Below are 20,311 nucleotides of genomic sequence, written 5' to 3' on the forward strand. Positions count from 1 at the left end.
GGCGATCCATATACCCCTGGTGGGTATATGGTACCGAACTTTGCGGGCACCTGTGGTACCCCGTGCAGAGCATGCTGCACGATGGGCGACACTGAAGGAATGCCGGTTAGCAGTGGCTGGATGATGCGCCTAGCATCAACTCGACCGAATCCGATGTACCCCGAGGATTTCACGTGCGCTTTCGTCTGACCCCCAGGGAGACGAGCTTCTACGACATGTTCGCCGCCTCCGCGGACAACATCGTCACAGGCTCCAAGCTCCTGATGGAACTGCTCGGGGCGGACGCCTCCGCACGGGCAGAGATCGCCGAGCGAATGCGGGCGGCGGAGCACGCGGGTGATGACGCGACCCACGCGATCTTCCACCAGCTGAACTCCTCCTTCATCACGCCGTTCGACCGCGAGGACATCTACAACCTCGCCTCGTCGCTCGACGACATCATGGACTTCATGGAAGAGGCGGTCGACCTGGTCGTCCTCTACAAGGTCGAGGAACTGCCCAAGGGCATCGACCAGCAGATCGAGGTGCTGGCGCGGGCGGCCGAGCTGACCGCCGAGGCCATGCCGCATCTGCGGACCATGACCAACCTCACCGAGTACTGGATCGAGGTCAACCGCCTGGAGAACCAGGCCGACCAGATCCACCGCAAGCTGCTGGCGCACCTCTTCAACGGCAAGTACGACGCCATCGAGGTCCTCAAGCTCAAGCAGATCGTGGACATCCTGGAAGAGGCGGCGGACGCCTTCGAGCACGTCGCCAACACCGTCGAGACCATCGCGGTCAAGGAGTCCTGAGCGCCTCCCATGGACACCTTCGCGCTCGTCGTGACCATTGCGGTCGCGCTCGGTTTCACCTACACCAACGGCTTCCACGACTCGGCGAACGCCATCGCGACCTCGGTCTCGACCCGTGCGCTGACCCCGCGGGCGGCGCTGGCGATGGCCGCCGTGATGAACCTCGCCGGTGCCTTCCTGGGCAGCGGGGTCGCCAAGACCGTCAGTGAGGGGCTGATCTCCACTCCGCACGGCAGCAAGGGGATGGGCATCCTCTTCGCCGCGCTGCTCGGCGCGGTGGTCTGGAACCTCGTCACCTGGTACTTCGGTCTGCCGTCGTCGTCCTCGCACGCCCTCTTCGGCGGCATGGTCGGTGCGGCCCTCGCCGGTGGCACCACCGTGATCTGGTCCGGGGTGGTCGAGAAGGTCGTCCTGCCGATGTTCATCTCGCCCGTCATCGGTCTGGTGCTCGGCTATCTCGTGATGGTCGTGATCCTCTGGATGTTCCGGAAGTCCAACCCGCACAAGGCCAAGCGCGGCTTCCGCATAGCCCAGACCGTGTCCGCGGCGGGCATGGCGCTCGGCCATGGCCTCCAGGACGCGCAGAAGACCATGGGCATCGTGGTGATGGCGCTGGTCATCGCCGACGTCGAGGACCAGAACGCGGCCATCCCGCTGTGGGTCAAGCTGGCCTGTGCGATCACCCTCTCGCTCGGCACGTACGCGGGCGGCTGGCGCATCATGCGCACCCTGGGCCGCCGGATCATCGAGCTGGACCCGCCGCAGGGCTTCGCCGCGGAGACCACGGCCGCCTCGGTCATGTACACCGCGTCGTTCATGTTCCACGCGCCGATCTCCACCACCCATGTCATCACCTCCGCGATCATGGGCGTGGGCTCGACCAAGGGCACCCGTGCGGTGCGCTGGGGCGTCGCCAAGAACATCGTGATGGGCTGGTTCATCACCATGCCGGCGGCGGCGCTGGTCGCGGCGGGCAGCTACTGGATCGTGGAGCTGGCGTTCGGCTGACGCGGACGCAAGCCGTCCGGTCCGGCGGCTGACGCGGACAAGCAAGCGGACAAGCAAGTGGGCCCGCCCCCCGGGAAGTGGGGGCGGGCCCTTCGCCTTGCGGTGGCACCGCCATGCAGCACCGCAGGACGCTGGTGGGGGCGGCCCGGCCGGAGTGGCCGGGCCGCGCGTGTCGCTCAGCCGAAGCGGCCGGAGATGTAGTCCTCCGTGGCCTGGACCGACGGGTTGGAGAAGATCCGCTCGGTGTCGTCGATCTCGATCAGCTTGCCGGGCTGGCCGACGGCGGCGAGGTTGAAGAACGCGGTCCGGTCCGACACACGGGCGGCCTGCTGCATGTTGTGCGTCACGATGACGATCGTGAAGCGCTCCTTGAGCTCGCCGATCAGGTCCTCGATGGCGAGGGTGGAGATCGGGTCGAGCGCCGAGCACGGCTCGTCCATCAGCAGCACCTGCGGTTCGACCGCGATGGCGCGGGCTATGCACAGCCGTTGCTGCTGGCCGCCGGAGAGCCCGGAACCGGGCTTGTTCAGCCGGTCCTTGACCTCGTTCCAGAGGTTGGCGCCCTTGAGCGACCGCTCGACGATGTCCTTGAGCTCGCTCTTCTTGTACGAGCCGTTCAGCCGCAGACCGGCCGCCACATTGTCGAAGATCGACATCGTGGGGAACGGGTTGGGGCGCTGGAAGACCATGCCGACGGTGCGGCGGACGGCGACCGGGTCGACCCCGGAGCCGTAGAGGTTCTCGTCGTCCAGCATCACCTTGCCCTCGACGCGGCCGCCGGGGGTGACCTCGTGCATCCGGTTCAGGGTGCGCAGGAAGGTCGACTTGCCGCAGCCGGACGGGCCGATGAAGGCCGTCACGGAGCGCGGCTCGACGGTCATCGAGATGTCGTCGATGGCCTTGTGACTGCCGTAGTACGCGGAGAGGCCGCTGACGTCGATTCGCTTGGCCATGGAAATCACTGCTTCTTTCTGTGGACGCGGTCAGCGGCCGGACTTGGGGGCCTTCCAGCGGGCGATGCCGCGGGCCACCAGGTTGAGGATCATGACGAAGGCGATGAGGACCAGTGCCGCCGCCCAGGCGCGGTCGTACGACGCCGCGGAACCCTGCTGCCACTGTTGGAAAACGTAGAGCGGAAGTGACTGCTGGGCATCTTCGAACGGGTTGTTGTTGATCGTCTTCGCGCCCCACACCAGGAGCAGCACGGGCGCCGTCTCTCCGGTGATGCGCGCGATGGAGAGCATCACGCCGGTGGTGATGCCGCCGATCGACGTGGGCAGGACGACCTTGAGGATGGTGCGCCACTTGGGGACGCCGAGGGCCAGCGAGGCTTCCCGCAGCTCGTTCGGGACGAGCTTGAGCATCTCTTCGGTGGAGCGGACCACGACCGGCATCATCAGGATCGCCAGCGCCATCGAGCCGGCGAAGCCGGACGGGCCGAAGCCGAGGATCAGGATCCACACGGAGAGGATGAACAGGCCGGCCACGATCGACGGGATACCGGTCATCACGTCGACGAAGAAGGTGACGGCCTTGGCGAGCCGGCCGCGGCCGTACTCGACGAGGTAGATCGCGGTGAGCAGACCGATCGGCGCGGCGATCAGGGTGGCCAGGCCGACCTGCTCCAGCGTGCCGATGATCGCGTGGTAGATACCGCCGCCGGGCAGCGCGTCCGGGGTGGTGCCCATCGAGTGCTGGATGAAGTAGATGTCCAGGACCTTGGTGCCGCGGCTGACGGTCTCCCACAGCAGGGAGGCCAGCGGTACGACGGCGATCAGGAAGGCCATCCAGACCAGGCTGGTGGCCAGCCGGTCCTTGGCCTGCCGGGTGCCCTCGACGGCCGCGGACAGCGCGAAGGTGCCGAGGACGAAGAGCGCGGCGGCGATCAGGCCCCACTGGACCGTGCTGTCCAGGCCGGCGCCCAGTCCGATGCCGACGCCGGCGCCGGCCGCGGCCAGCGCGATGACCGGCGGGGACCAGCGCGGCAGCCGGGCCTGCTTGAGGGAGACCGGAAGCGGGCTGCCGCCGTTGGAGACCGCGGGGCGGTCAGTAGTGATGCTCATGCGGCGGCTCCCGAGTACTCCTTGCGACGGGCGATGATCAGGCGGGCCGCGCCGTTGACGAGCAGCGTGATCACGAAGAGGACGAGACCGGAGGCGATCAGGGCGTCCTGGCCGAACTGGTCGGCCTCGCTGAACTTGCTGGCGATGTTCTGGGCGAACGTGCCGCCGCCCGGATCCAGCAGGCTGGCGTTGATGAGGAAGCTGGGCGAGAGGACCGTGGCGACGGCCATCGTCTCGCCGAGCGCACGGCCCAGGCCCAGCATGGAGGCGCTGATGACTCCGGAGCGGCCGAAGGGGAGCACCGACATCCGGATGACTTCCCAGCGGGTGGCGCCGAGGGCCAGCGCGGCTTCCTCGTGCATCTTCGGGACCTGGAGGAACACCTCGCGGCTGACGCTGGTCACGATCGGCAGGATCATGATCGCGAGCAGGATGCCGACGGTGAACAGCGATCGGGCCGCCCCGCCGCCGTATTCGAAGATGCCGGTCCAGCCGAGGTAGTCGTCCAGCCAGGTGTAGAGGCCGGTCAGATGCGGGACGAGGAAGAGCGCGCCCCACAGGCCGTAGATGATGCTGGGCACCGCGGCGAGCAGGTCGATGACGTAGCCGAGCGTCGAGGACAGCCGGCGCGGGGCGTAGTGCGAGATGAACAGCGCGATGCCGACCGCGACCGGGACCGCGAGGAGCATCGCGACCACGGAGCTGACGACGGTGCCGAAGGCGAGCACCGCGATGCCGAACTTCGGCTCCGCCCCGCTCGCGTTCCAGTCCCAGGTGGTGAAGAAGTCGGCCTTGTCGCCGGAGATGGCGAGCACGGACCGGTAGGTGAGGAAGACCGCGATCGCGGCCATGATCACCAGGAGGGCGATACCGGAGCCCCGGGAGAGTCCGAGGAAGATCCGGTCACCGGGGCGGACCGCCTTGCCCGATATGGCCGAGCGGCCGTCGTGGGGTGGCGGAGGGGTGTCGGTGGTGGAGGAAGCTGTGTTCATGGGTTCTCCGGTCTGCGGAGCCGGATGACGGCTCCTGGCGCGGCGGTGCACCGGACGGGCGGCGGCCCGAAGGGGGCCCTGGTGAAGGGGCCCCCTTTTGTGGACCGTACGGCGGTTCATGGGCCGCCGCCCGGTAGGTCAGGAGATCTTGGCGACGGTCGCGCGGACCTTGTCGGCGATCTCGGTGGGCAGCGGGGCGTAGCCGAGGGCCTTGAGGGCGCTCTGGCCGTCCTTGCTGGAGATGTAGGTCAGGAAGGACTTGGTGGCGGGCAGCGTCTCGGCCTTGTTGCCCTTGTTGCAGGCGATCTCGTACGTCACCAGGGTGATCGGGTAGGCACCCTCGGCCTTGGTGGTGTAGTTGAGGTCCAGGGCCAGGTCATCGCCCTTGCCGACCTGCTTGGCCTCGGAGATGGCCTTGGAGGCGTTGTCGACGGTGGCCTCGACCGGCTCCTTGGCGCCGGTGTTCAGCTTGGCCGTCTGGATCTTGCTCGCCGTGGCGTACGACAGCTCGAAGTAGGAGATCGCGCCGCTGGTCTGCTTGACCTGCGAGGAGACACCGGCCGAGCCGGAGGCCGCCTGGCCGCCCGCGCCCTCCCACTTCTTCGCCGGCTCGTGCTTCCAGTCGCCGGCGGCCTTGAGGTACTTGGTGAAGTTGTCGGTGGTGCCCGAGTCGTCGGAGCGGTGGAACGCCTGGATCTTGAGGTCCGGGAGCTTGGCGTCCGGGTTCAGCTTCTTGATCTCCGGGTCGTTCCACTTGGTGATCTTCGAGTCGAAGATCTGCGACAGGGTCTTGGCGTCCAGCACCAGGTTGTCGACGCCGGGGACGTTGTAGCCGACCGCGATCGGGCCGCCGACCATCGGCAGGTCGATGGCCTGGCCGCCCTTGCAGACCTGCTTCGACTTGGTGACCTCGTCGGGCTTGAGGGCCGAGTCGGAGCCGGCGAAGGCGGTCTGACCCTGGAGGAAGGTGGTCACACCGGCACCGGAGCCGGTCGGCTGGTAGTTGATCTCCGTGCCCTTGCAGGCGCCCGCGTAGTTCTGTACCCAGACGTCCATGGCGTTCTTCTGCGCGGACGAGCCGGACGCGAGCAGCTTGCCCTTGCCGTCGCACTTGATGTTGGACGGCTTGGCGGCGCCACCGCCACCAGCACCGGTGGTGTCATCGGAGCCGCACGCGGACAGGGCCAGGGCACCGGAGACGGCGAGAGCGCCAACGGCGAGGGCGCGAACCCGGTTCTTGCGCTGAAGCTTCACTGTCGAGAGTTCCTTCCTGGGGCGCGCCGCTTCGTCGGCGTGCGAGGTGGTGAGCAGGGCATTGGCTGTCGCGGTCGTGCGATGCCAGCTAGCCGGGTCGCGCTTGCGCTGTGGGCATGGCGCGCACTCGGTACGGCTGAAATTAGGTAGATCAGGTGAAGCGGCCGATGGAGGAGAGTGAACGCAGGGTGAACCTCGGCCATCGGCTGGGTGCGGGGGGAGAAGTGCTCGCTGACTGGTGCGAAACGGCCCGTCACCCTGTTGAATTACCAGTCGGTATGGCAGCATCCGCGCCGGAGGCAAGGCGATATCGGTGCGGAACGACCGGAGGTGGCTGGTGGGGAGCCAGGGGGCACAGCAGGGCGTTCGGGACGTACGGGATGTACGGGGCATGCGGGGGGCATGGGGAGTAAGAGGCCGCCGGCTGGTGGCGTCCACCACCGTCGTCCTGTGCGCGATGGGGCTGCTCGGCGGTACGGCCACGGCCGCCTACGCCGATGACCCGAAGAACCCGTCCGCGGACGCCCGGCGGGCCGGGGACGCCGCGGCCGCCGCGGACGCCGACGCCCGCCGCCTCGACGACGTACGCAAGAAGGTCGAGGCCCTCTACCGCAAGGCCGAGCAGGCCACCGACGCCTATAACGCCGCCGAGGAGCAGGTCGGGCTCCAGCAGAAGGAGATCGTCAGGCTGGCCCGCAGCATCGACCGCACCCAGCGCAAGCTGGCCGCCCTCAAGCGGCAGGCGGGCTCGCTGGCCAGCGCCCAGTACCGCGGTGGCGGGCTGCCCTCCGAGGCGAAACTGATGCTCGACACCGACCCGGAAGGCTTTCTCGACAATGCCACCCTGGCCCGTAAGGGACAGTTCGCCGCCAAGCGTGTGATCAGTCAACTCGGGCGTCTCAAGGGTGACTTGGAGAAGTATTCGGACTCCGCCACGGACCGCTGGGAGCAGCTGGAGGCGAACCGCAAGAAGAAGGAAAGCGCCCGGCGGGACATCAAGAAAAAGATCGACGAGGCAAAGCAGCTGGAATCCCGGCTGGCCGCCAAGGAAAAGGACCGGCTGAAGAAGCTGGAGGACGCCCAAGCCTTCGCGCGGCAGCAGAAGTGGCTCGACTCCGGCGTGCTGAAAGACATCAGCAACAAAGCGTCGGCGGCCGGCAAGAAAGCGATTTCCTTCGCCACCGCACAGCTCGGCAAGGACTATGTCTGGGGCGCCGAGGGGCCGGACACCTTCGACTGCTCCGGGCTGACGCTGCGGGCCTGGCAGGCCGGTGGCCACACGATTCCGCGCACCTCACAGGAGCAGTGGCGGCAGCTGCCCCGGGTCGGCCTCAGGGATATGCGGCCGGGCGATCTGATCATTTACTTCTCGGATGCCAGTCATGTCGGGATGTATCTCGGTGACGGCGCGATTGTCCATGCCCCGCGTCCCGGCCGGCAGGTGACGATCACCGGCGCCGGTTCCATGCCGATCCTCGGCGTCGTCCGCCCCGATGGCGGGGGCGATGACGATGGCGCGCGTCACAATGGACGATGAATGACCGGATTTCTTGCTGTCTGAGGGTTGTCGCGGCGTAGCTGAATGCACTCAAGCGGGGTGATGTTCGTCATTCCGCATTCCGCCCTCCCCAGGTCAAATGGCTTATCGGGTGCGGCATATGACGATGGCCGATTGCCGCCGGGCATTCCAAACCTCTCCGTACTGACGCTATGGTCGCCTGTCAGTGCCCGGCACGGCCCACTCATTTGACCGACGAGCGACGTGGAGCCGGGCACGGTGGCGCGCCGTCGGCGCCCCGCCGCACCCCTCGGGGGGAGGGAAGGAAGCAGACCAATGCCCGTACCCGTACCGCACCAGCGGTCGGTCGTGCTGCCGCATCAGGCAGGACCGGCGGACGACGCCTGCGCGGATACCGCGCGGGTCGCCGACGCGCCGGGCGCGGGGGACGCGACGGCCCGGGGCATGAGCGTCCCATCGCCCGCCGTCGGCCAGGAAACCGCCCGCCCGGCACCGCAGGGCTTCCCGGAGTCCGGGCAGCCCCAGCCTGCCGAAGAGCGATTTTCGGCCGATCGCGGACCGCTGCACCAGGGCCTGACCCTGCTCCTCATCGGCGAGGACCCCAACAGCCATGTCCCCGAGATGTGGGACTGGGCCGGCCGCAAGGTGCGCCTGCGGACCGCCCGCAACCTCACCGAGGCCGAGCGGCTGCTCACCGACGATGTGCACTGCATCCTGCTCGACCTGCCCCCGGCGGAGCCCCATGCCGACCCTGACGGCGACGGCGTCCCCGGGGACGCCCTGGGCATGCTGCACGACGTACTGCGCATGGCGACCTCGCACGCCGTCCTCGTCCTCACCTACGAGACGGACGCCGAGCGCGCCGCCGACGCCGTCCGCGTCGGCGCCCAGGACTACCTCTTCCGCGACGAGCTGGACGGCGCGGTCCTCAGCCGCGCGGTCCGCTACGCCGTCGAACGCAAACGTGCCGACCTCGCCCAGCGCCAGCTGACCGAGTCGCGGATGCTCGCCCAGGAGAACGCCCGCCTGGAGCGCGGCCTCCTGCCCACGCCCCTGCTGGACGGCTCCGACCTCCGGTTCGCCGCCTGCTACCGCCCCGGCCGCAGCCGCGCGCTGCTCGGCGGCGACTTCTACGACACCGTCCGCACCCCGGACGGCACCGTCCACGCGATGATCGGCGATGTCTGCGGCCACGGCCCGGACGAGGCCGCCCTCGGCGTCGAGCTGCGGATCGCCTGGCGCGCGCTGACCTTCGCCGGACTCTGCGGCGACGAGCTGCTCGCCACCCTCCAGAAGGTGCTGGAGCACGAGCGCGCGGACGACGAGATCTTCGCGACGCTGTGCACCGTCGACATCTCCGCGGACGGCCGCCGCGCCGGGCTCTGCCTGGCCGGCCACCCCGCACCGCTGCTGGCCCGGGCCGGCGAGCGCCCGGACCTGCTGCCGTACGAATTCGGCGGCCCGGCGCTCGGCCTGCTCCCGAACGCCCGCTGGCCGCGCCGGCAGGTCGAGCTGGGCGGCTCCTGGAGCCTGATGATGTACACCGACGGCCTGATCGAGGGCCGGATCGGCAAGGGCAACCAGCGCCTCGGCCAGGAAGGCATGACCGAGCTGGTCAGCCGCCAGATGGCGGCCGGTCTCAGCGGCGAGGAGCTGCTGGACGCGTCGGTCAGGGAGGTCCGCGATCTGAACGGCGGCGAGCTGACGGACGACGTGGCCGTCCTGCTGCTGGACCGGCGCTGACGGAACCGCGGGCCGCCGAAGCCGGGCGGCTCGGCGCGGCTCGGCGCCCGCCACGGGCCCCGTGGGCCGGAAGGCCCGGTGCGGCTCAGCGCCCGCCGTTGTAGGGCCCGTACGGCCCGTCCGAGCTGGAGCCCCCGCGGCGCGGCCCGCGGCCACCGCCGGAGACCTCCCGGAGCGCCGGCCGCACGTCGACGGTGTAGACGATCACCGCGATCACGCCGATGACCGGCAGGAACGACATGATCGGCAGGATGAACAGCAGCGCCGTGGCCAAGGCGAGGAAGATCAGCCACATGCCCTTGGTCTGCTTGCTCGCGGCGCGATAGGCGTCCTCCCGCCGCACGGCCGCGTCGATCAGCATCACGGCGGCATAGACACCCAGGGCGAGCTGCACCCAGCTCAGAATGCTCTGGAACCCGTAAATCAGCACGCCCTGCACCGCCCGTTCGCCCGTCGTGTCGTCTCGGTCCGCTGCTGCGGCCGTCGGCCGCCCATGCGGCCCCACCGTACCCGCACAACGGACCGGGCACCTGAAGTGTGCCCGGCCCGTGCGGTCAATCGGCGCCCCCGGCGCCGGGTGAGCCGGCTCACAGCCCACTCACGCGGTGCTCCGCGGTCACTTGGCGGACGGCGGGGTGCTCTTCTTCGCCGGCGCCGGCTTGCGCTGCGCGACCGGCTTCTTCGGCGCGGCCGGCTTGGGCTGCGTCGACGGGGTGGCCTTGGTCTCCGCCTTGGTCCCGTTGGCGGCCTGGCTCTTCGCGCCGCTCTTGTTGGCGGGCTTCTGCGCCGGCTCCGGCTCGATCGCCACCGCGAGGTCCTCGACCTGGTCGGCGGCCTCGCCGCGCCAGGTCGCCACGGCGCCCCGGCCGCGCTCGGCCAGCTCCTCGTAGCCCTCACGGGCCCGGACGACGGCCTCGGCGGCCCGGCCCACGCCCTGAAGCGCCAGCTCCTGCGCCTGGTCGCGGACCTTCTTGATGTCGCCGTCCAGCGACCCCAGCAGCTCGGTGAGCTTGTCCTGGGCGTCCTTGGCCTGCTTGCTGACCAGGGCCTGGACGTCCTTGGGGTCGGTGCTGCGTACGGACTCGAAGCGCTTGGGCGCCTCGGCGCGGATCTTCTCGACGAACTGCGGGACCTCGCCGAGCTTCTCGGCGGCCAGGTCGACGGTGCCGGCCAGGGCGTACAGCGGGGTCGCGTCGGTCAGGGCCTTGCGGAGGTCATCGGTGTTGATGGCCATGGCGTTGTTCCTCCTGGAAACGGAATCGGTTGCTCAGGTGGCGTGCGGGCCGCCGTCGGCCTCTGTCTCAAGGGGCTCCGTGCCGCGCCCGTCCTCATGTCCGCTCGCAGCGGCGTCCTTGCCGTCGCTCCCGAGCCCGTTCTCCTTGCGGAAGGACTCGTAGATCTGGAGCAGGACCTGCTTCTGCCGCTCGTTCAGCGCCGGGTCGGTGAGTATCGCGGTCTGCACCTCGACCCCGTCCAGACCGCGCCGCTCGTCCAGGATCCCGGCCTGGACGTACAGCGTCTCCGCGGATATCCGCAGCGCCCTGGCGAGCTGCTGAAGAATCTCCGCGCTCGGCTTGCGCAAGCCGCGCTCGATCTGGCTGAGGTACGGATTGGACACCCCGGCGGCATCCGCGAGCTGCCGCAGACTCAGCTGCGCCGTGCGCCGCTGCTCCCGCAGGAACTCGCCGAGATTGCCGACATTGAGTGATGCCATACCTCGATGGTGCCTCGCCGTGCTAACTATTGCAAGCAAGCGCTAGCAATAGTGGTCCGGTCGGGTGCGGCCGGGGGGTGCGGCCGGCGGGTGGGGGCGCCGGGCCGGGTGGCCGGTTCCTTGCTTGCCGGGTGCCCGACGGGGGCGGGGGGTGCGCCGGGCGCCGGCCGCGGCGAACGCGCGCAGCACCGCGAGGCAGACGGCACGGGCCGGACCGCGCCGGCGGTGCTCGGGGTGGGTGCCGACCGGCTCGAACGCGCCGACGCCGTTGGCCGCGTCGTACCAGCCCTGGCAATAGGCGGCGACCTCACCGGCGGGAGAGACCGCGACGAGGTCGAACTCGGCCCGGTACGGCCAGGTTTCCCGCATCCGCGCATGCCGCTCGGTGGTCACCCGCTTCGACCCGAACGCGGCGCGGTGGGCCGCCGCCCGGCCCGCCACATCGGCAGGGCTGTGCTGCGCGCGGATCCGATAGCCGGCCGGCAGCGCCGGTGCGTCCGGCGGCTCCGCGAGCGACCGGCCCGGGCAGAGCATGAACGGTTCACCGTCCCTACGGGTGCGGCCGTGCCGTTCCAGCGCGGCCATCAGATGCGGCTTGGTCTCCGCGACCTCAACGCTCAGCGCGCCGCCCGCAGTTCGCCCCGCCGCGGCTCGCCCGACAGCCCAGGCGAGCACCTCGTCGGCCAGCTCCGGGTGCGCCGGGTCGACCTGGAACTGGAGACTGCCCGGCAGTTCCAGCCACGCCCAGACCGTCGTCCGGCCGGGGGCGGGGCATCCGGCCGCGTGCGCATCCCCGCCCCTGATGCCGTCCCTGACGCCGCCCCTGACCCGGTCCCCGCCCCCGTTCGTCCAGACGGCCGTCGGGTTGCCGTCCTCCCGGTCGAGGGCGAGACACCAGGCCCAGGTGGGGTCCCCGATGTGCCGGTAGCCGCTGTCCGGGAAGAGGTGGCCGGCCAGGCTCTGCATGGCGCGCAACGCCACAGGACCGGTGTACTCATGGCGCTGCATGGGGTGTTGGCCTCACCTGGGTCGACGACGTGACCTGCTCCGGTGCCAGGGTGACCGGGCCGCCGTCTGCCGGGCAATGGAGTTATGCGGGGGGCGGGATCACGGGGCGGGGACGTTTTACGGCAGCCCTGCTATGTCCTGCCCCTCCGCCGGCCGGGTCCCGATGATGACCGTGGCGTAGAGCTCCTCGGAGCCGGTCACCCTGGGGACCAGCCCGTTGCGGGTGAAGGCGCCGACCGCGTGCGGGGCCTGCCGTTCGCTCGCCTCGACCAGCAGATGGCCTCCTGGCGCCAGCCACTGCGGCGCCGCAGCCGTCACCCGTCGCAGGACGTCGAGCCCGTCCGCACCGCCGTCGAGCGCCACCATCGGCTCGTACTCACGGGCCTCGGGCGGCAGCAGCCCGACCTCGCCGGTCGGTACGTAGGGAACGTTGGCCACCAGAACGTCGATACGGCCCCGGAGGCCGCCGGGCAGGGCGTCGAAGAGATCGCCCTCGTACACCTCGCCCCCGGCGGGAACGACATTGCGGCGGGCGCAGCGCACCGCGGCGGGCTCGATGTCCGCCGCGTACAGCTCGATCCGGTCCAGGGCATCGGCCAATACGGCGCCCACCGCGCCGGATCCGCAGCACAGGTCGACGACGACCGGGGCCCGCCCGGTGCGGTCGCCGGCCCGGCGTCCGAGGCCGACGGCCTGGCCCACGAGGAACTCGGTGCGGCGGCGCGGCACGAAGACGCCGGGATCGACGCTCACCCGCCGGCCGTAGAACTCCGCCCAGCCAACGACGTGTTCCAGGGGCAGGCCGATGACGCGCCGTTCCACCATGGCGGCGAGTTCAGCCGCGGTACGCGCGGTGGAGAGGAGCAGCTCCGCCTCGTCCTCGGCGAAGACACAGCCGGCGGCGCGCAGTTCGCTGATGACGGTGGAGCGGGAGTGCGGTGCGGAGTGAGGTGCGGAGAGGGGGGCCGGGAGGGGCGATGGGAGCGGTGACGGGTGGGACGGCATCGGAGATGACGACATGTGAGCCTTTCGGGGCGCCGAGTGCGCTTCCCGGGTCACGTGTGCCGGAGGGTCACCTGCATCGGGTGGACCGCACGGACGTGAGCCGGGAGCACCTGCCTGGTCTGGCGGGGAATCGGTCTCACCTCCTCGGTCGGTTCACTGATGGCAGCGCCACCCTACCTGACCTGGGCCTCGCCGCCCAGGCGGTCGTGGCGTGGCCGGTCCCGCGACTGCTGTCTCCCGCCCCGGACGCCGCGGGGGCGCGGGATCGCCATCTCCGAGGCCAACTCACAATGGCTGGAAAGTACTTGTCAGATCGGAAAGTACTTGTCACGCTGAATGCAGGAAGTCGGATCATCGGACTGGGGGAACCGGCATGGGGGAGTACGCCTCACAAGACGCGGCGGCCGCACTGGCCCGAGTGCAGGAGCTGAACTCGACGGTGCGGAAGAGCTCGAAGTGGTATGTCCGCTATCAAGTGATCTACGGCTGCGCGGCCGCGGTCATGGTGCTGTCCATCGGACTGTTGCCCCCGCCCCATGGGGTGGCGATCGGCATCGGCATGTGGATGGCCACCATCGCCGGGTTGTCGGTCTACGCGGTCCGGCAGCGCGTTTCCCGGCGCGGGTTCGGCCGACGGCATGTCGGCCTGATCATGGTGTGGACGCTGCTCTACCTCGCGGTGCTGTTCCCCGGAGTGATGTGGCATCAGGGCGCCGCGTCATGGTGGGTCCCCGGCGCAGTGGTGGTGGCCCTTCCCGGGCTGATAGGCGGCTATCTGGAGGCGCGGCGGTGACCGAATCGAGTCCGGGGGCATCGCCTTGGGGTCATCCACGTCATGAACTCGACGAGGTGATTCACGCCCCGGTCCGCTTCTCCATCGTGGCGACCCTGGCGGCCGCCGACAAGGCCGAGTTCGCCTTCGTCCGCGACACCGTCGAGGTGAGCGACTCGGTCCTCTCGCGACAGGTCGCCACCCTGGAGAAGGCCGGCTATGTCGCCGTCACCAAGGGATACGTCGGCAAGCGCCCGCGTACGTGGCTCGCCCTGACACCCGGCGGCCGGACCGCCTTCGCCGCGCACTGCCAGGCCCTGCGCGCGATAGCGGGAGACGGCGCCGACGGCGGCTGACGCGGGGCGCGGGGCGCAGGGCGCAGGACGCGGGAGGCGGGACGCAGGACGTGGACGCCGGGCTGTCGGAGGGGCGGCTGTCGGGCGCGCCGTACCAGCGAGCCGACACTCGCCCGCCAAACCTCCGTCCTGCCCAACCCGTCCTGCCTAACCCCCTCCTGACCAACCCCCACCTGCTCACCTTCGGTCGGTCCAACCCGGCCTGAATGAATCCCTGTTGACTTGGAGCGCACTCCAACTCATACCGTCCGGGACGGGATTACGGGACAGGTCCGCCACATGGGCCCCGGACTCAGGGCTCAGAGATCAGGGCGCTGGGAGCTCGGGGGCTCTGAGCAGGTTCCGGGATTCAGATCCGTCCACCGCACGTCCAGGAGGTAGCAGCAACATGACCACGACGAACATCCCGACGCGTCACCTCGGTGAGCTGGAGGTTTCCGCGCAGGGGCTCGGTTGCATGGGCATGAGCCACGGCTACGGGGAGTCGGACGACGCGCAGTCGACCGCGACCATCAACCACGCGCTCGACCTCGGCGTCAGCCTCCTGGACACCTCCGACTTCTACGGTGCGGGACACAACGAGGAGCTGATCGGCCGGGCCATCGCCGGACGGCGGGACGAGGTGGTGCTGGCGACGAAGTTCGGCTTCGCCAACACCCTCGGCGAGCCGACCGCGATCCGGGGCGACGCCGCCTACGTACGAGCGGCCTGCGACGCGTCCCTGCGCCGGCTCGGGGTCGACCACATCGACCTCTACTACCAGCACCGCGTCGACCCCGAGGTGCCGATCGAGGAGACCGTCGGTGCCATGGCCGAACTCGTCGCGGCCGGGAAGGTGCGCCACCTCGGGCTGTCCGAGGCGAGTGCGGCGACCATCCGCCGCGCGCATGCGGTGCATCCGATCGCCGCGCTCCAGAGCGAATGGTCGCTGTGGACCCGCGTCCTGGAGGAAGAGATCGCACCGGTGTGCCGCGAACTCGGCATCGGTCTGGTGCCGTTCTCGCCGCTCGGCCGCGGATTCCTGACCGGGCGTTACACCTCGGCGAAGGACCTGTCGGAGTCCGACATGCGCCGCAGCCAGCCGCGCTTCGCCGACGGCAACCTGGAGCAGAACCTGGCGATCGTGGAGAAGCTCGACGAACTCGCCGCCGAGAAGGGCGTCAGCGCCGGCCAGCTCGCCCTGGCCTGGGTGCAGCACCGCGGAGCCGATGTCGTGCCGATCCCCGGCACCCGCCGCCAGAAGTACCTGGAAGAGAACCTCGGCGCCCTCGCGATTGAGCTGACCACCGAGGAACTCGCCGCGATCGACGCGGCCGCCCCGGCCGGCCAGATAGCCGGAACCCGGTACGACGAGGTCAGCCTGACGTTCGTCGACGGGTGAGGCGCTGAGGACGGGCCCGGGCGAGGGGGCTGACGGCTGGTGGCTGGTCACTCCGGTGACATGACCTCGTAGAGGTTGTGGGAGGCGTCGCGGAAGAAGAGGCCGCGGGGGCACAGGGGGTGGTCGGTGCGGCGGTTGTCCGGCTCGGTGGGGGTGTTGCCGTAGGGGATGCCGGCGGTCTGGAGGCGGGTGAGGATTGCGTCGAAGGTGTCGGGGTCGACGTCGAAGGCGAGGTGGTGGCCCGCGGCGTCCGGCGCGGTCATGAAGTCGAGGGTGAGCGTCTCGTTCACCCGGACCGGGAGGAAGTGTCCATGGCGGCCGGCCGGCGGGAGTTCCGGCAGGCCCATGACCGAGGCGAAGAAGTGGGCGGCCGCGCGGTGATCGGCGGCCGGGACGATGGTGTGGTTGAGGGTCACGGTCATGAGGCGCTCCCGGGGGCGTTGAGGGTGCCGTGCAGCAGGATGGCGATGAGTTCGTCGGCGGTGAGTGGCGCGTCGGCCTCCTGCGCCGGCGCCGGGCCCTGTAGCCGGGTGAAGAGCAGGGCCAGAAAGGCGGCGGCGACCTTCTCGGGGCTCAGGCGGAAGGCGGCCCGGTCGGGTTCGAGCAGCTCGATGACGGCGTTGCGCAGGGCGGTGACGGACTGCGTCCGACTGTCCGGCGGTGGAACGTCCCCACCCCGGCCGTCCGGCGGCGGAGCTTCCCCGTTCCGGCCGGTCGGCGGGGCTGCTTCCCCGTTCCGGCCGTCCATCTGGGGAGCCTTCCCGTCCCGGCCGTCGGGAGGGGAACCCTCCCCGTCCCGGCCCTCCGACTCGGAAGCCGTCCCGTCCCGGCCGTCCGGCAGGGAAGCCCTCCCGGCCCGGCTGCCGGTGCCGGGGCCGCGGCCTCGCCGGTGTCCCGAGGCGTGGAGGGCGCCGATGACGGTGCCCATGCGTTCCATATGGGCGCGCAGCGCCTCGGCGGCTTCGGCCAGCCGGGTGGCAAGCGGTGTGTCCAGGGAGATCGAGGCGAGCTCGCGCAGCACATGATCGGTGCCGACCGCCTCGGTGACACAGGCGTCCAGCAGCTCGTCCTTGTCCGTGAAGGCCCGGAAGATCGTGCCTTCCCCGATGCCGGCGGCGCGGGCGATCTGGCTGGTGGTGACGGCCGCGCCGTATTCCGCCACGAGCGGCAGCGCGGCGGCCACGATCATGGCCCGGCGCTCCTCGACGCTCATGCCGGGGGCGCGTCGGCGGGAGGGGGGTGGTGTCATGGCGGCACAGTACGGAGTGAGTACTCACTCCGTCAATGGATGCGCGCCTCCCCGCCCCGCTCCTTAGACTTCTTGCAGCGCGACAAGGCCGGTGCCGACGGCCGCTGTGCAGGGGCCGTCGCCCGTACGGAAGGACGGCGCGCCATGGACTGGAAGCTCGAACTGGTACCGGTTCCGGTCACCGATGTGGAGCGGGCGAAGCGCTTCTACAGCGAACAGATGGGCTTCGCCGTCGATCACGACATGTGCATCGGCGACGAAGCGCGCATCGTGCAGCTGACGCCGCCGGGGTCGGGCTGCTCGATCGTCATCGGCGCGGGCACCGGCGTCATGGAGGAGAAGCCCGGTTCCCTACAGGGGTTGCAGCTGGTGGTCTCCGATATCGCCGCGGCCCGTGCGCAACTGGTCGAACGGGGAGTGGCGGCCGGCCCCGTGCAGCACGTCGAGGACGGCGCGATGGCGGACGGCCCCGGCGGGGCATGGAACTCGTTCGTCTACTTCAGCGACCCGGACGGCAATGGCTGGGCACTCCAGGAACGTCCCGAGAGCTGAGCGTGGCGGCCGCGGCCGCTCCCAGGGCCCGCTCTTGGGGCCGGCTCCTAGGCTCGGCGGAGCCGGCTTCCGAGTCGGCCGAGCGCAGCAACTCCCCTTCAGTGACGGCCGGTTCGACGGCTGCGTATCCCATATGGCGCTGATGCTGATGAGTGAGGCGGAACGGGTCGCGGCGGAGGTGGCACGGGTGCTGGCGCCGGGCGGCACGCTGGCCGTCGTCCTCGGGGCCGGTGCGGCGGGCGGCGAGGCGTGCGAGCGCTTTCTGCGGCTGGCGCGCCCGCTGTTCGAGGCGGCCCCCGCGGCCCAGCGGATTCCGCCGCTCGGGGACCCCAGGCTGCGGACCCGCGAGGGTTTCGTCGCGGTCTTCCGCCCCGCCGGATTCGCCCCGGCGGAGTGGAAGACCGTACGGCTCGACCTGACCGGTCGCCGGAACGGGTCTGGCGGATCGTGGGCACGTACTACGACCTCGGGCCGCTCGACCCCGCGGTCACGGCGGAGCTGCGGGCCCGCTTCGAGGCGGAGTCGGCGGCGAGGGCGCTGCCGGACGGCCGCATTCCGTGCGGAATGAAGGTGCATCTCGCGACGGCGGTGCGGGGGCGGTGCGTCTGAGGGAAGGCGGAGGAGGGCCGATGAACTGCGGTCGGCGAATTGAGGGCCGGCGAATTCAGGTTGCCCGCCAGGTTTCCGATGCGGTTGCATTGGAACCGTTACGCGCCCGAACGGAGCCTGGAGCAGGTCCGGTTGACGCGGGGCGGAGCCGACAACTGATGAGGCGGGGCGATATGACGACGGCGGGGAGTGAGGAGCGGGTGGCGCGGGCCGAGGAGGTGCTGCGGGTCTACGGGCTGTCCGAAGCGGGCTGGCAGCGGAGTCCGGGCGGGAATCTGCGGGAGCTGCTCAGGGATCTCCTGGAGTGGTGCGACGCCACGCAGCACGGCTTCGAGCGGGCGCTGGCCGCCGCCCGCGCGCAGCACCAGGCGGACTCTCCCGGATCCGCCGGAGGTACGGAGAGTATCTGAGGGCCCTGGCGGCGGCCCCCGGGCGCGTCCGAGTGCCACGGATGCGCCCGGGGCCGCCAGGTACCTGAGCACCGCGGAGGCCCCGGGCGCACGGGATGCGGCGCTCAGACCTCCGTTGGATGGCGCTGGGGATAGGTGGCCTCCAGGTGGGCCATATGAGCGCGGCCCCAGGCGCCGAGAGGGGCCAGCGCCTCGTTCAGGGAGACGCCGAAGTCGGTGAGCGAGTACTCGACCTTCGGCACCACCTGCGCAAAGCTCTCGCGGTGCACGATGCCGTCGGCCTCCAGTTCGCGCAGCTGCTGCGTCAGCACCTTCTCGCTGATCTTCGGCAACTCCCGCCGCAGCTCACCGAACCGCTGTGGGCCCTGAGCCAGCGCCCACAGCAGCAGCACCTTCCATTTGCCGCCGATCACGTCCACCGCGGCGTCCAGCCCGCATTCGTACGGCCCCTTGCGTGCACTCATGGTGCCCCCCTGATCCGGTCCATTTGCCGGGCCAAGTATCGGACGCGGACCGGACCGGCGGGCCTCAGCCGCCGTACGGCCGGGTGGCGCGGGCCTCGCGGAGGGCCACCGCCCACCAGGTGAGCTGGTGGAGCAGGGTGTCGGCGGCCTGTGCGGCGGGGGCCGGGTCGTGCAGGTGGCCCGTGTCGTCGAAGAGGTCGCCGGCGAGCGGGAAGCTCACCGTTTCGCGCACGGTGGTGGCGTGCAACTCGGCGAAGACCAGCCGCAGTTGCTCGACGGCACGGAGGCCGCCGGAGATCCCGCCGTACGACACGAAGCCGACCGGCTTGGCCTGCCACTGGGGATGCAGCAGGTCGATCGCGTGCTTGAGCGGGGCCGGGAAGGAGTGGTTGTACTCCGGGGTGATCACGACGAAGGCGTCCGCCGCGTCGACGCGCTTGGCGAAGGTCTCGTACTCCTCGCTGCCGTACCGGAGTTCGTACGGGCGGACGGCGTCCAGGTCGATGACGTCCACGTCGATGTGCGGGTGGCCCTCGGTGTGCCGGGTGAACCAGTTCGCGATGACGGGCGCGAACCGGCCCTCCCGGGTGCTGCCGATGATCACTGCGAGGCGGTAGGGGTGCTCGGACATGCGGGGCCCTTCGTGGCGTGCGGCGCGGGTCGGTGAGCGGCGGGATGCCGTCTCGAACCCGACGCTAGAACCTCAAGCGAACTTGAGGTCAAGCCGTTGGCCCACGGGCAGTGGGCCGGGCCTCAACTACCGGGCCCCACCCACCGGGCCGCCCACCGGGTTACTCCGCCCCGAACAGCTTCAGCAGCTCCGCCTTCTCGAACATCCGGGCCGTGTCGATCGCCGACGGAGTGCCTGCCGTCGGGTCCGCGCCGTGTGCCATCAGGACCTTGACGACCTCGTCCTCGGCCTTGAACACCGCGCCGGCGAGGGGGGTCTGGCCGCGGTCGTTGGGGCGGTCCACGTCGGCGCCGCGCTGCAACAGGGCCTCCACGGTGGCGGGGTGGCCGTGGTATGCCGCCAGCATCACCAGCGAGTCGCCCTTGTCGTTCGTCAGGTTGGCGGGCACGCCCGCGTCCACGTAGGCGGCGACCGTGTCGGTGTCCCCGTGCCGCGCCAGGTCGAACACCTTGGCCGCGAGCTGTAGCACCTCGGGGTCGTGCGCGTGCTCGATCGCCTCGGGCCCCTGCGGCTCGGAATTCGCGTCGCTCATGGTCGCCGGCCTCCTGCTGTTGGTGGGTGATACGTGCGTGCACCGTGTCATCGCCACTTTATGCAGGCCATCGCGGTTGCGGCAGCCATGCTGGGCGGGTTTGCCGTGGGCTTGGGCCGGTTGCGCCTACGGCGGGTGGGTGGCGGGTCGGAGGGGACGCCCGGTACCCCGTCCTCGGCGCGGGCGGCCCTGCTC

23 protein-coding genes and 2 pseudogenes are annotated in these 20,311 nt (G+C 70.3%); 11 read left to right on the forward strand and 14 right to left on the reverse strand.

Going from position 1 to position 20,311, the window contains the following annotated elements; all coding sequences use genetic code 11:
• Positions 1-173 precede the first annotated feature (173 nt).
• Together ACFWJW_RS33460 and ACFWJW_RS33465 are read left to right on the forward strand one after the other, a co-directional pair.
• Entirely contained in the window at positions 174-794 is a 621-nt protein-coding gene (locus tag ACFWJW_RS33460) for a DUF47 domain-containing protein (RefSeq protein ID WP_042162406.1), read from the forward strand.
• 9 nt (positions 795-803) lie between these two features.
• A complete protein-coding gene (locus tag ACFWJW_RS33465; protein ID WP_235468487.1) occupies positions 804-1,802 on the forward strand; it encodes an inorganic phosphate transporter in 999 nt (332 codons plus the stop codon).
• Between the two features lie 176 nt (positions 1,803-1,978).
• Here the strand turns inward: ACFWJW_RS33465 and pstB are convergent, their stop codons facing one another.
• The 4 genes from pstB to pstS all read right to left on the reverse strand — a co-directional run bounded on the left by pstB (position 1,979) and on the right by pstS (position 6,111).
• On the reverse strand, positions 1,979-2,755 hold the full coding sequence (gene pstB / locus ACFWJW_RS33470) for a phosphate ABC transporter ATP-binding protein PstB (RefSeq protein WP_085927975.1): 777 nt from the start codon (positions 2,753-2,755) through the stop codon (positions 1,979-1,981).
• Between the two features lie 30 nt (positions 2,756-2,785).
• Positions 2,786-3,865, reverse strand: coding sequence for a phosphate ABC transporter permease PstA (gene pstA / locus ACFWJW_RS33475; RefSeq protein ID WP_387248204.1), 1,080 nt, complete (start codon positions 3,863-3,865; stop codon positions 2,786-2,788).
• Positions 3,862-4,857, reverse strand: a complete 996-nt coding sequence (gene pstC / locus ACFWJW_RS33480) for a phosphate ABC transporter permease subunit PstC (RefSeq protein WP_387248206.1) — start codon at positions 4,855-4,857, stop codon at positions 3,862-3,864. Before pstC ends, pstA begins: the two co-directional genes overlap by 4 nt.
• 138 nt (positions 4,858-4,995) lie before the next feature.
• On the reverse strand, positions 4,996-6,111 hold the full coding sequence (pstS, locus tag ACFWJW_RS33485) for a phosphate ABC transporter substrate-binding protein PstS (RefSeq protein WP_387248208.1): 1,116 nt from the start codon (positions 6,109-6,111) through the stop codon (positions 4,996-4,998).
• Between the two features lie 427 nt (positions 6,112-6,538).
• Here pstS and ACFWJW_RS33490 point away from each other — a divergent pair, with 427 nt between their 5' ends.
• Together ACFWJW_RS33490 and ACFWJW_RS33495 are read left to right on the forward strand one after the other, a co-directional pair.
• The gene (locus ACFWJW_RS33490) at positions 6,539-7,648 is read left to right on the forward strand and encodes an NlpC/P60 family protein (RefSeq protein WP_387248210.1); all 1,110 of its coding nucleotides are present in this window, start codon (positions 6,539-6,541) and stop codon (positions 7,646-7,648) included.
• Positions 7,649-7,945: 297 nt separating this feature from the next.
• Positions 7,946-9,373, forward strand: coding sequence for a PP2C family protein-serine/threonine phosphatase (locus ACFWJW_RS33495; protein WP_387248212.1), 1,428 nt, complete (start codon positions 7,946-7,948; stop codon positions 9,371-9,373).
• 85 nt (positions 9,374-9,458) lie between these two features.
• Here ACFWJW_RS33495 and ACFWJW_RS33500 read toward each other — a convergent pair whose 3' ends face one another.
• From ACFWJW_RS33500 to ACFWJW_RS33520, 5 genes are all read right to left on the reverse strand, one after another.
• Positions 9,459-9,803 (reverse strand): DUF2516 family protein, encoded by a 345-nt coding sequence (locus ACFWJW_RS33500; RefSeq protein ID WP_018093407.1) that lies wholly within the window; start codon positions 9,801-9,803, stop codon positions 9,459-9,461.
• A 186-nt stretch (positions 9,804-9,989) separates the two neighbouring features.
• Positions 9,990-10,607, reverse strand: a complete 618-nt coding sequence (locus tag ACFWJW_RS33505) for a hypothetical protein (RefSeq protein WP_387248214.1) — start codon at positions 10,605-10,607, stop codon at positions 9,990-9,992.
• 33 nt (positions 10,608-10,640) lie between these two features.
• Positions 10,641-11,087 carry a helix-turn-helix domain-containing protein gene (locus tag ACFWJW_RS33510; RefSeq protein WP_387248216.1) on the reverse strand — a complete coding sequence of 149 codons (447 nt, stop codon included), beginning with the start codon at positions 11,085-11,087 and terminating at the stop codon, positions 10,641-10,643.
• Between the two features lie 42 nt (positions 11,088-11,129).
• Entirely contained in the window at positions 11,130-12,095 is a 966-nt protein-coding gene (locus ACFWJW_RS33515) for a GNAT family N-acetyltransferase (protein WP_387248218.1), read from the reverse strand.
• A 117-nt stretch (positions 12,096-12,212) separates the two neighbouring features.
• Positions 12,213-13,100 (reverse strand): putative protein N(5)-glutamine methyltransferase, encoded by an 888-nt coding sequence (locus ACFWJW_RS33520; RefSeq protein ID WP_387248220.1) that lies wholly within the window; start codon positions 13,098-13,100, stop codon positions 12,213-12,215.
• 373 nt (positions 13,101-13,473) lie between these two features.
• On the opposite strand from ACFWJW_RS33520, the gene ACFWJW_RS33525 reads away from it, so the two are divergent.
• The 3 genes from ACFWJW_RS33525 (at position 13,474) to ACFWJW_RS33535 (ending at position 15,609) form a co-directional block, all read left to right on the forward strand.
• Positions 13,474-13,893, forward strand: coding sequence for a hypothetical protein (locus tag ACFWJW_RS33525; protein ID WP_387248221.1), 420 nt, complete (start codon positions 13,474-13,476; stop codon positions 13,891-13,893).
• Complete coding sequence (locus tag ACFWJW_RS33530) at positions 13,890-14,228, forward strand: winged helix-turn-helix domain-containing protein (RefSeq protein ID WP_387248223.1); 339 nt, start codon at positions 13,890-13,892, stop codon at positions 14,226-14,228. Before ACFWJW_RS33525 ends, ACFWJW_RS33530 begins: the two co-directional genes overlap by 4 nt.
• Before the next feature lie 388 nt (positions 14,229-14,616).
• Positions 14,617-15,609, forward strand: a complete 993-nt coding sequence (locus ACFWJW_RS33535) for an aldo/keto reductase (RefSeq protein WP_387248225.1) — start codon at positions 14,617-14,619, stop codon at positions 15,607-15,609.
• Positions 15,610-15,656: 47 nt separating this feature from the next.
• On the opposite strand, the gene ACFWJW_RS33540 is transcribed toward ACFWJW_RS33535, so the two are convergent.
• Entirely contained in the window at positions 15,657-16,031 is a 375-nt protein-coding gene (locus tag ACFWJW_RS33540; protein ID WP_387248227.1) for a VOC family protein, read from the reverse strand.
• A 446-nt stretch (positions 16,032-16,477) separates the two neighbouring features.
• A pseudogene (locus ACFWJW_RS33545) lies at positions 16,478-16,798 on the reverse strand (helix-turn-helix domain-containing protein); the annotation flags it as partial.
• A gap of 204 nt (positions 16,799-17,002) precedes the next feature.
• Here ACFWJW_RS33545 and ACFWJW_RS33550 point away from each other — a divergent pair.
• The 4 genes and pseudogenes from ACFWJW_RS33550 (at position 17,003) to ACFWJW_RS33565 (ending at position 18,429) form a co-directional block, all read left to right on the forward strand.
• Positions 17,003-17,410: a VOC family protein gene (locus ACFWJW_RS33550; RefSeq protein ID WP_387248229.1), complete on the forward strand. Its 408-nt coding sequence runs from the start codon at positions 17,003-17,005 to the stop codon at positions 17,408-17,410.
• Positions 17,376-17,564 (forward strand): annotated as a pseudogene (locus tag ACFWJW_RS33555) (hypothetical protein); the annotation flags it as partial. The gene ACFWJW_RS33550 and the pseudogene ACFWJW_RS33555, both read left to right, overlap by 35 nt.
• Before the next feature lie 293 nt (positions 17,565-17,857).
• On the forward strand, positions 17,858-18,019 hold the full coding sequence (locus ACFWJW_RS33560) for a hypothetical protein (protein WP_387248250.1): 162 nt from the start codon (positions 17,858-17,860) through the stop codon (positions 18,017-18,019).
• Between the two features lie 173 nt (positions 18,020-18,192).
• Positions 18,193-18,429, forward strand: a complete 237-nt coding sequence (locus ACFWJW_RS33565) for a hypothetical protein (protein WP_387248231.1) — start codon at positions 18,193-18,195, stop codon at positions 18,427-18,429.
• Between the two features lie 104 nt (positions 18,430-18,533).
• Here the strand turns inward: ACFWJW_RS33565 and ACFWJW_RS33570 are convergent, their stop codons facing one another.
• The 3 genes from ACFWJW_RS33570 to ACFWJW_RS33580 form a co-directional block, all read right to left on the reverse strand.
• The gene (locus ACFWJW_RS33570; RefSeq protein WP_387248234.1) at positions 18,534-18,893 is read right to left on the reverse strand and encodes a winged helix-turn-helix transcriptional regulator; all 360 of its coding nucleotides are present in this window, start codon (positions 18,891-18,893) and stop codon (positions 18,534-18,536) included.
• Between the two features lie 64 nt (positions 18,894-18,957).
• Positions 18,958-19,524, reverse strand: a complete 567-nt coding sequence (locus tag ACFWJW_RS33575; protein WP_387248236.1) for an NADPH-dependent FMN reductase — start codon at positions 19,522-19,524, stop codon at positions 18,958-18,960.
• Between the two features lie 160 nt (positions 19,525-19,684).
• Positions 19,685-20,116, reverse strand: a complete 432-nt coding sequence (locus tag ACFWJW_RS33580; RefSeq protein WP_387248239.1) for an ankyrin repeat domain-containing protein — start codon at positions 20,114-20,116, stop codon at positions 19,685-19,687.
• Positions 20,117-20,311: the final 195 nt, after the last annotated feature.

The organism is Streptomyces sp. NPDC127097 (assembly GCF_042724075.1).
Classification (GTDB): domain Bacteria; phylum Actinomycetota; class Actinomycetes; order Streptomycetales; family Streptomycetaceae; genus Streptomyces.

What these genes read in the sequence shown, in the direction of transcription:
- ACFWJW_RS33465 (WP_235468487.1), top strand. Translation starts at nt 804, where the DNA reads ATGGACACCTTCGCGCTCGTCGTGACCATTGCGGTCGCGCTCGGTTTC.
- pstB (WP_085927975.1), bottom strand. Translation starts at nt 2,755, where the DNA reads ATGGCCAAGCGAATCGACGTCAGCGGCCTCTCCGCGTACTACGGCAGT.
- pstA (WP_387248204.1), bottom strand. Translation starts at nt 3,865, where the DNA reads ATGAGCATCACTACTGACCGCCCCGCGGTCTCCAACGGCGGCAGCCCG.
- pstC (WP_387248206.1), bottom strand. Translation starts at nt 4,857, where the DNA reads ATGAACACAGCTTCCTCCACCACCGACACCCCTCCGCCACCCCACGAC.
- ACFWJW_RS33495 (WP_387248212.1), top strand. Translation starts at nt 7,946, where the DNA reads ATGCCCGTACCCGTACCGCACCAGCGGTCGGTCGTGCTGCCGCATCAG.
- ACFWJW_RS33505 (WP_387248214.1), bottom strand. Translation starts at nt 10,607, where the DNA reads ATGGCCATCAACACCGATGACCTCCGCAAGGCCCTGACCGACGCGACC.
- ACFWJW_RS33510 (WP_387248216.1), bottom strand. Translation starts at nt 11,087, where the DNA reads ATGGCATCACTCAATGTCGGCAATCTCGGCGAGTTCCTGCGGGAGCAG.
- ACFWJW_RS33515 (WP_387248218.1), bottom strand. Translation starts at nt 12,095, where the DNA reads ATGCAGCGCCATGAGTACACCGGTCCTGTGGCGTTGCGCGCCATGCAG.
- ACFWJW_RS33520 (WP_387248220.1), bottom strand. Translation starts at nt 13,100, where the DNA reads ATGCCGTCCCACCCGTCACCGCTCCCATCGCCCCTCCCGGCCCCCCTC.
- ACFWJW_RS33525 (WP_387248221.1), top strand. Translation starts at nt 13,474, where the DNA reads ATGGGGGAGTACGCCTCACAAGACGCGGCGGCCGCACTGGCCCGAGTG.
- ACFWJW_RS33535 (WP_387248225.1), top strand. Translation starts at nt 14,617, where the DNA reads ATGACCACGACGAACATCCCGACGCGTCACCTCGGTGAGCTGGAGGTT.
- ACFWJW_RS33540 (WP_387248227.1), bottom strand. Translation starts at nt 16,031, where the DNA reads ATGACCGTGACCCTCAACCACACCATCGTCCCGGCCGCCGATCACCGC.
- ACFWJW_RS33550 (WP_387248229.1), top strand. Translation starts at nt 17,003, where the DNA reads ATGGACTGGAAGCTCGAACTGGTACCGGTTCCGGTCACCGATGTGGAG.
- ACFWJW_RS33565 (WP_387248231.1), top strand. Translation starts at nt 18,193, where the DNA reads ATGACGACGGCGGGGAGTGAGGAGCGGGTGGCGCGGGCCGAGGAGGTG.
- ACFWJW_RS33570 (WP_387248234.1), bottom strand. Translation starts at nt 18,893, where the DNA reads ATGAGTGCACGCAAGGGGCCGTACGAATGCGGGCTGGACGCCGCGGTG.
- ACFWJW_RS33575 (WP_387248236.1), bottom strand. Translation starts at nt 19,524, where the DNA reads ATGTCCGAGCACCCCTACCGCCTCGCAGTGATCATCGGCAGCACCCGG.
- ACFWJW_RS33580 (WP_387248239.1), bottom strand. Translation starts at nt 20,116, where the DNA reads ATGAGCGACGCGAATTCCGAGCCGCAGGGGCCCGAGGCGATCGAGCAC.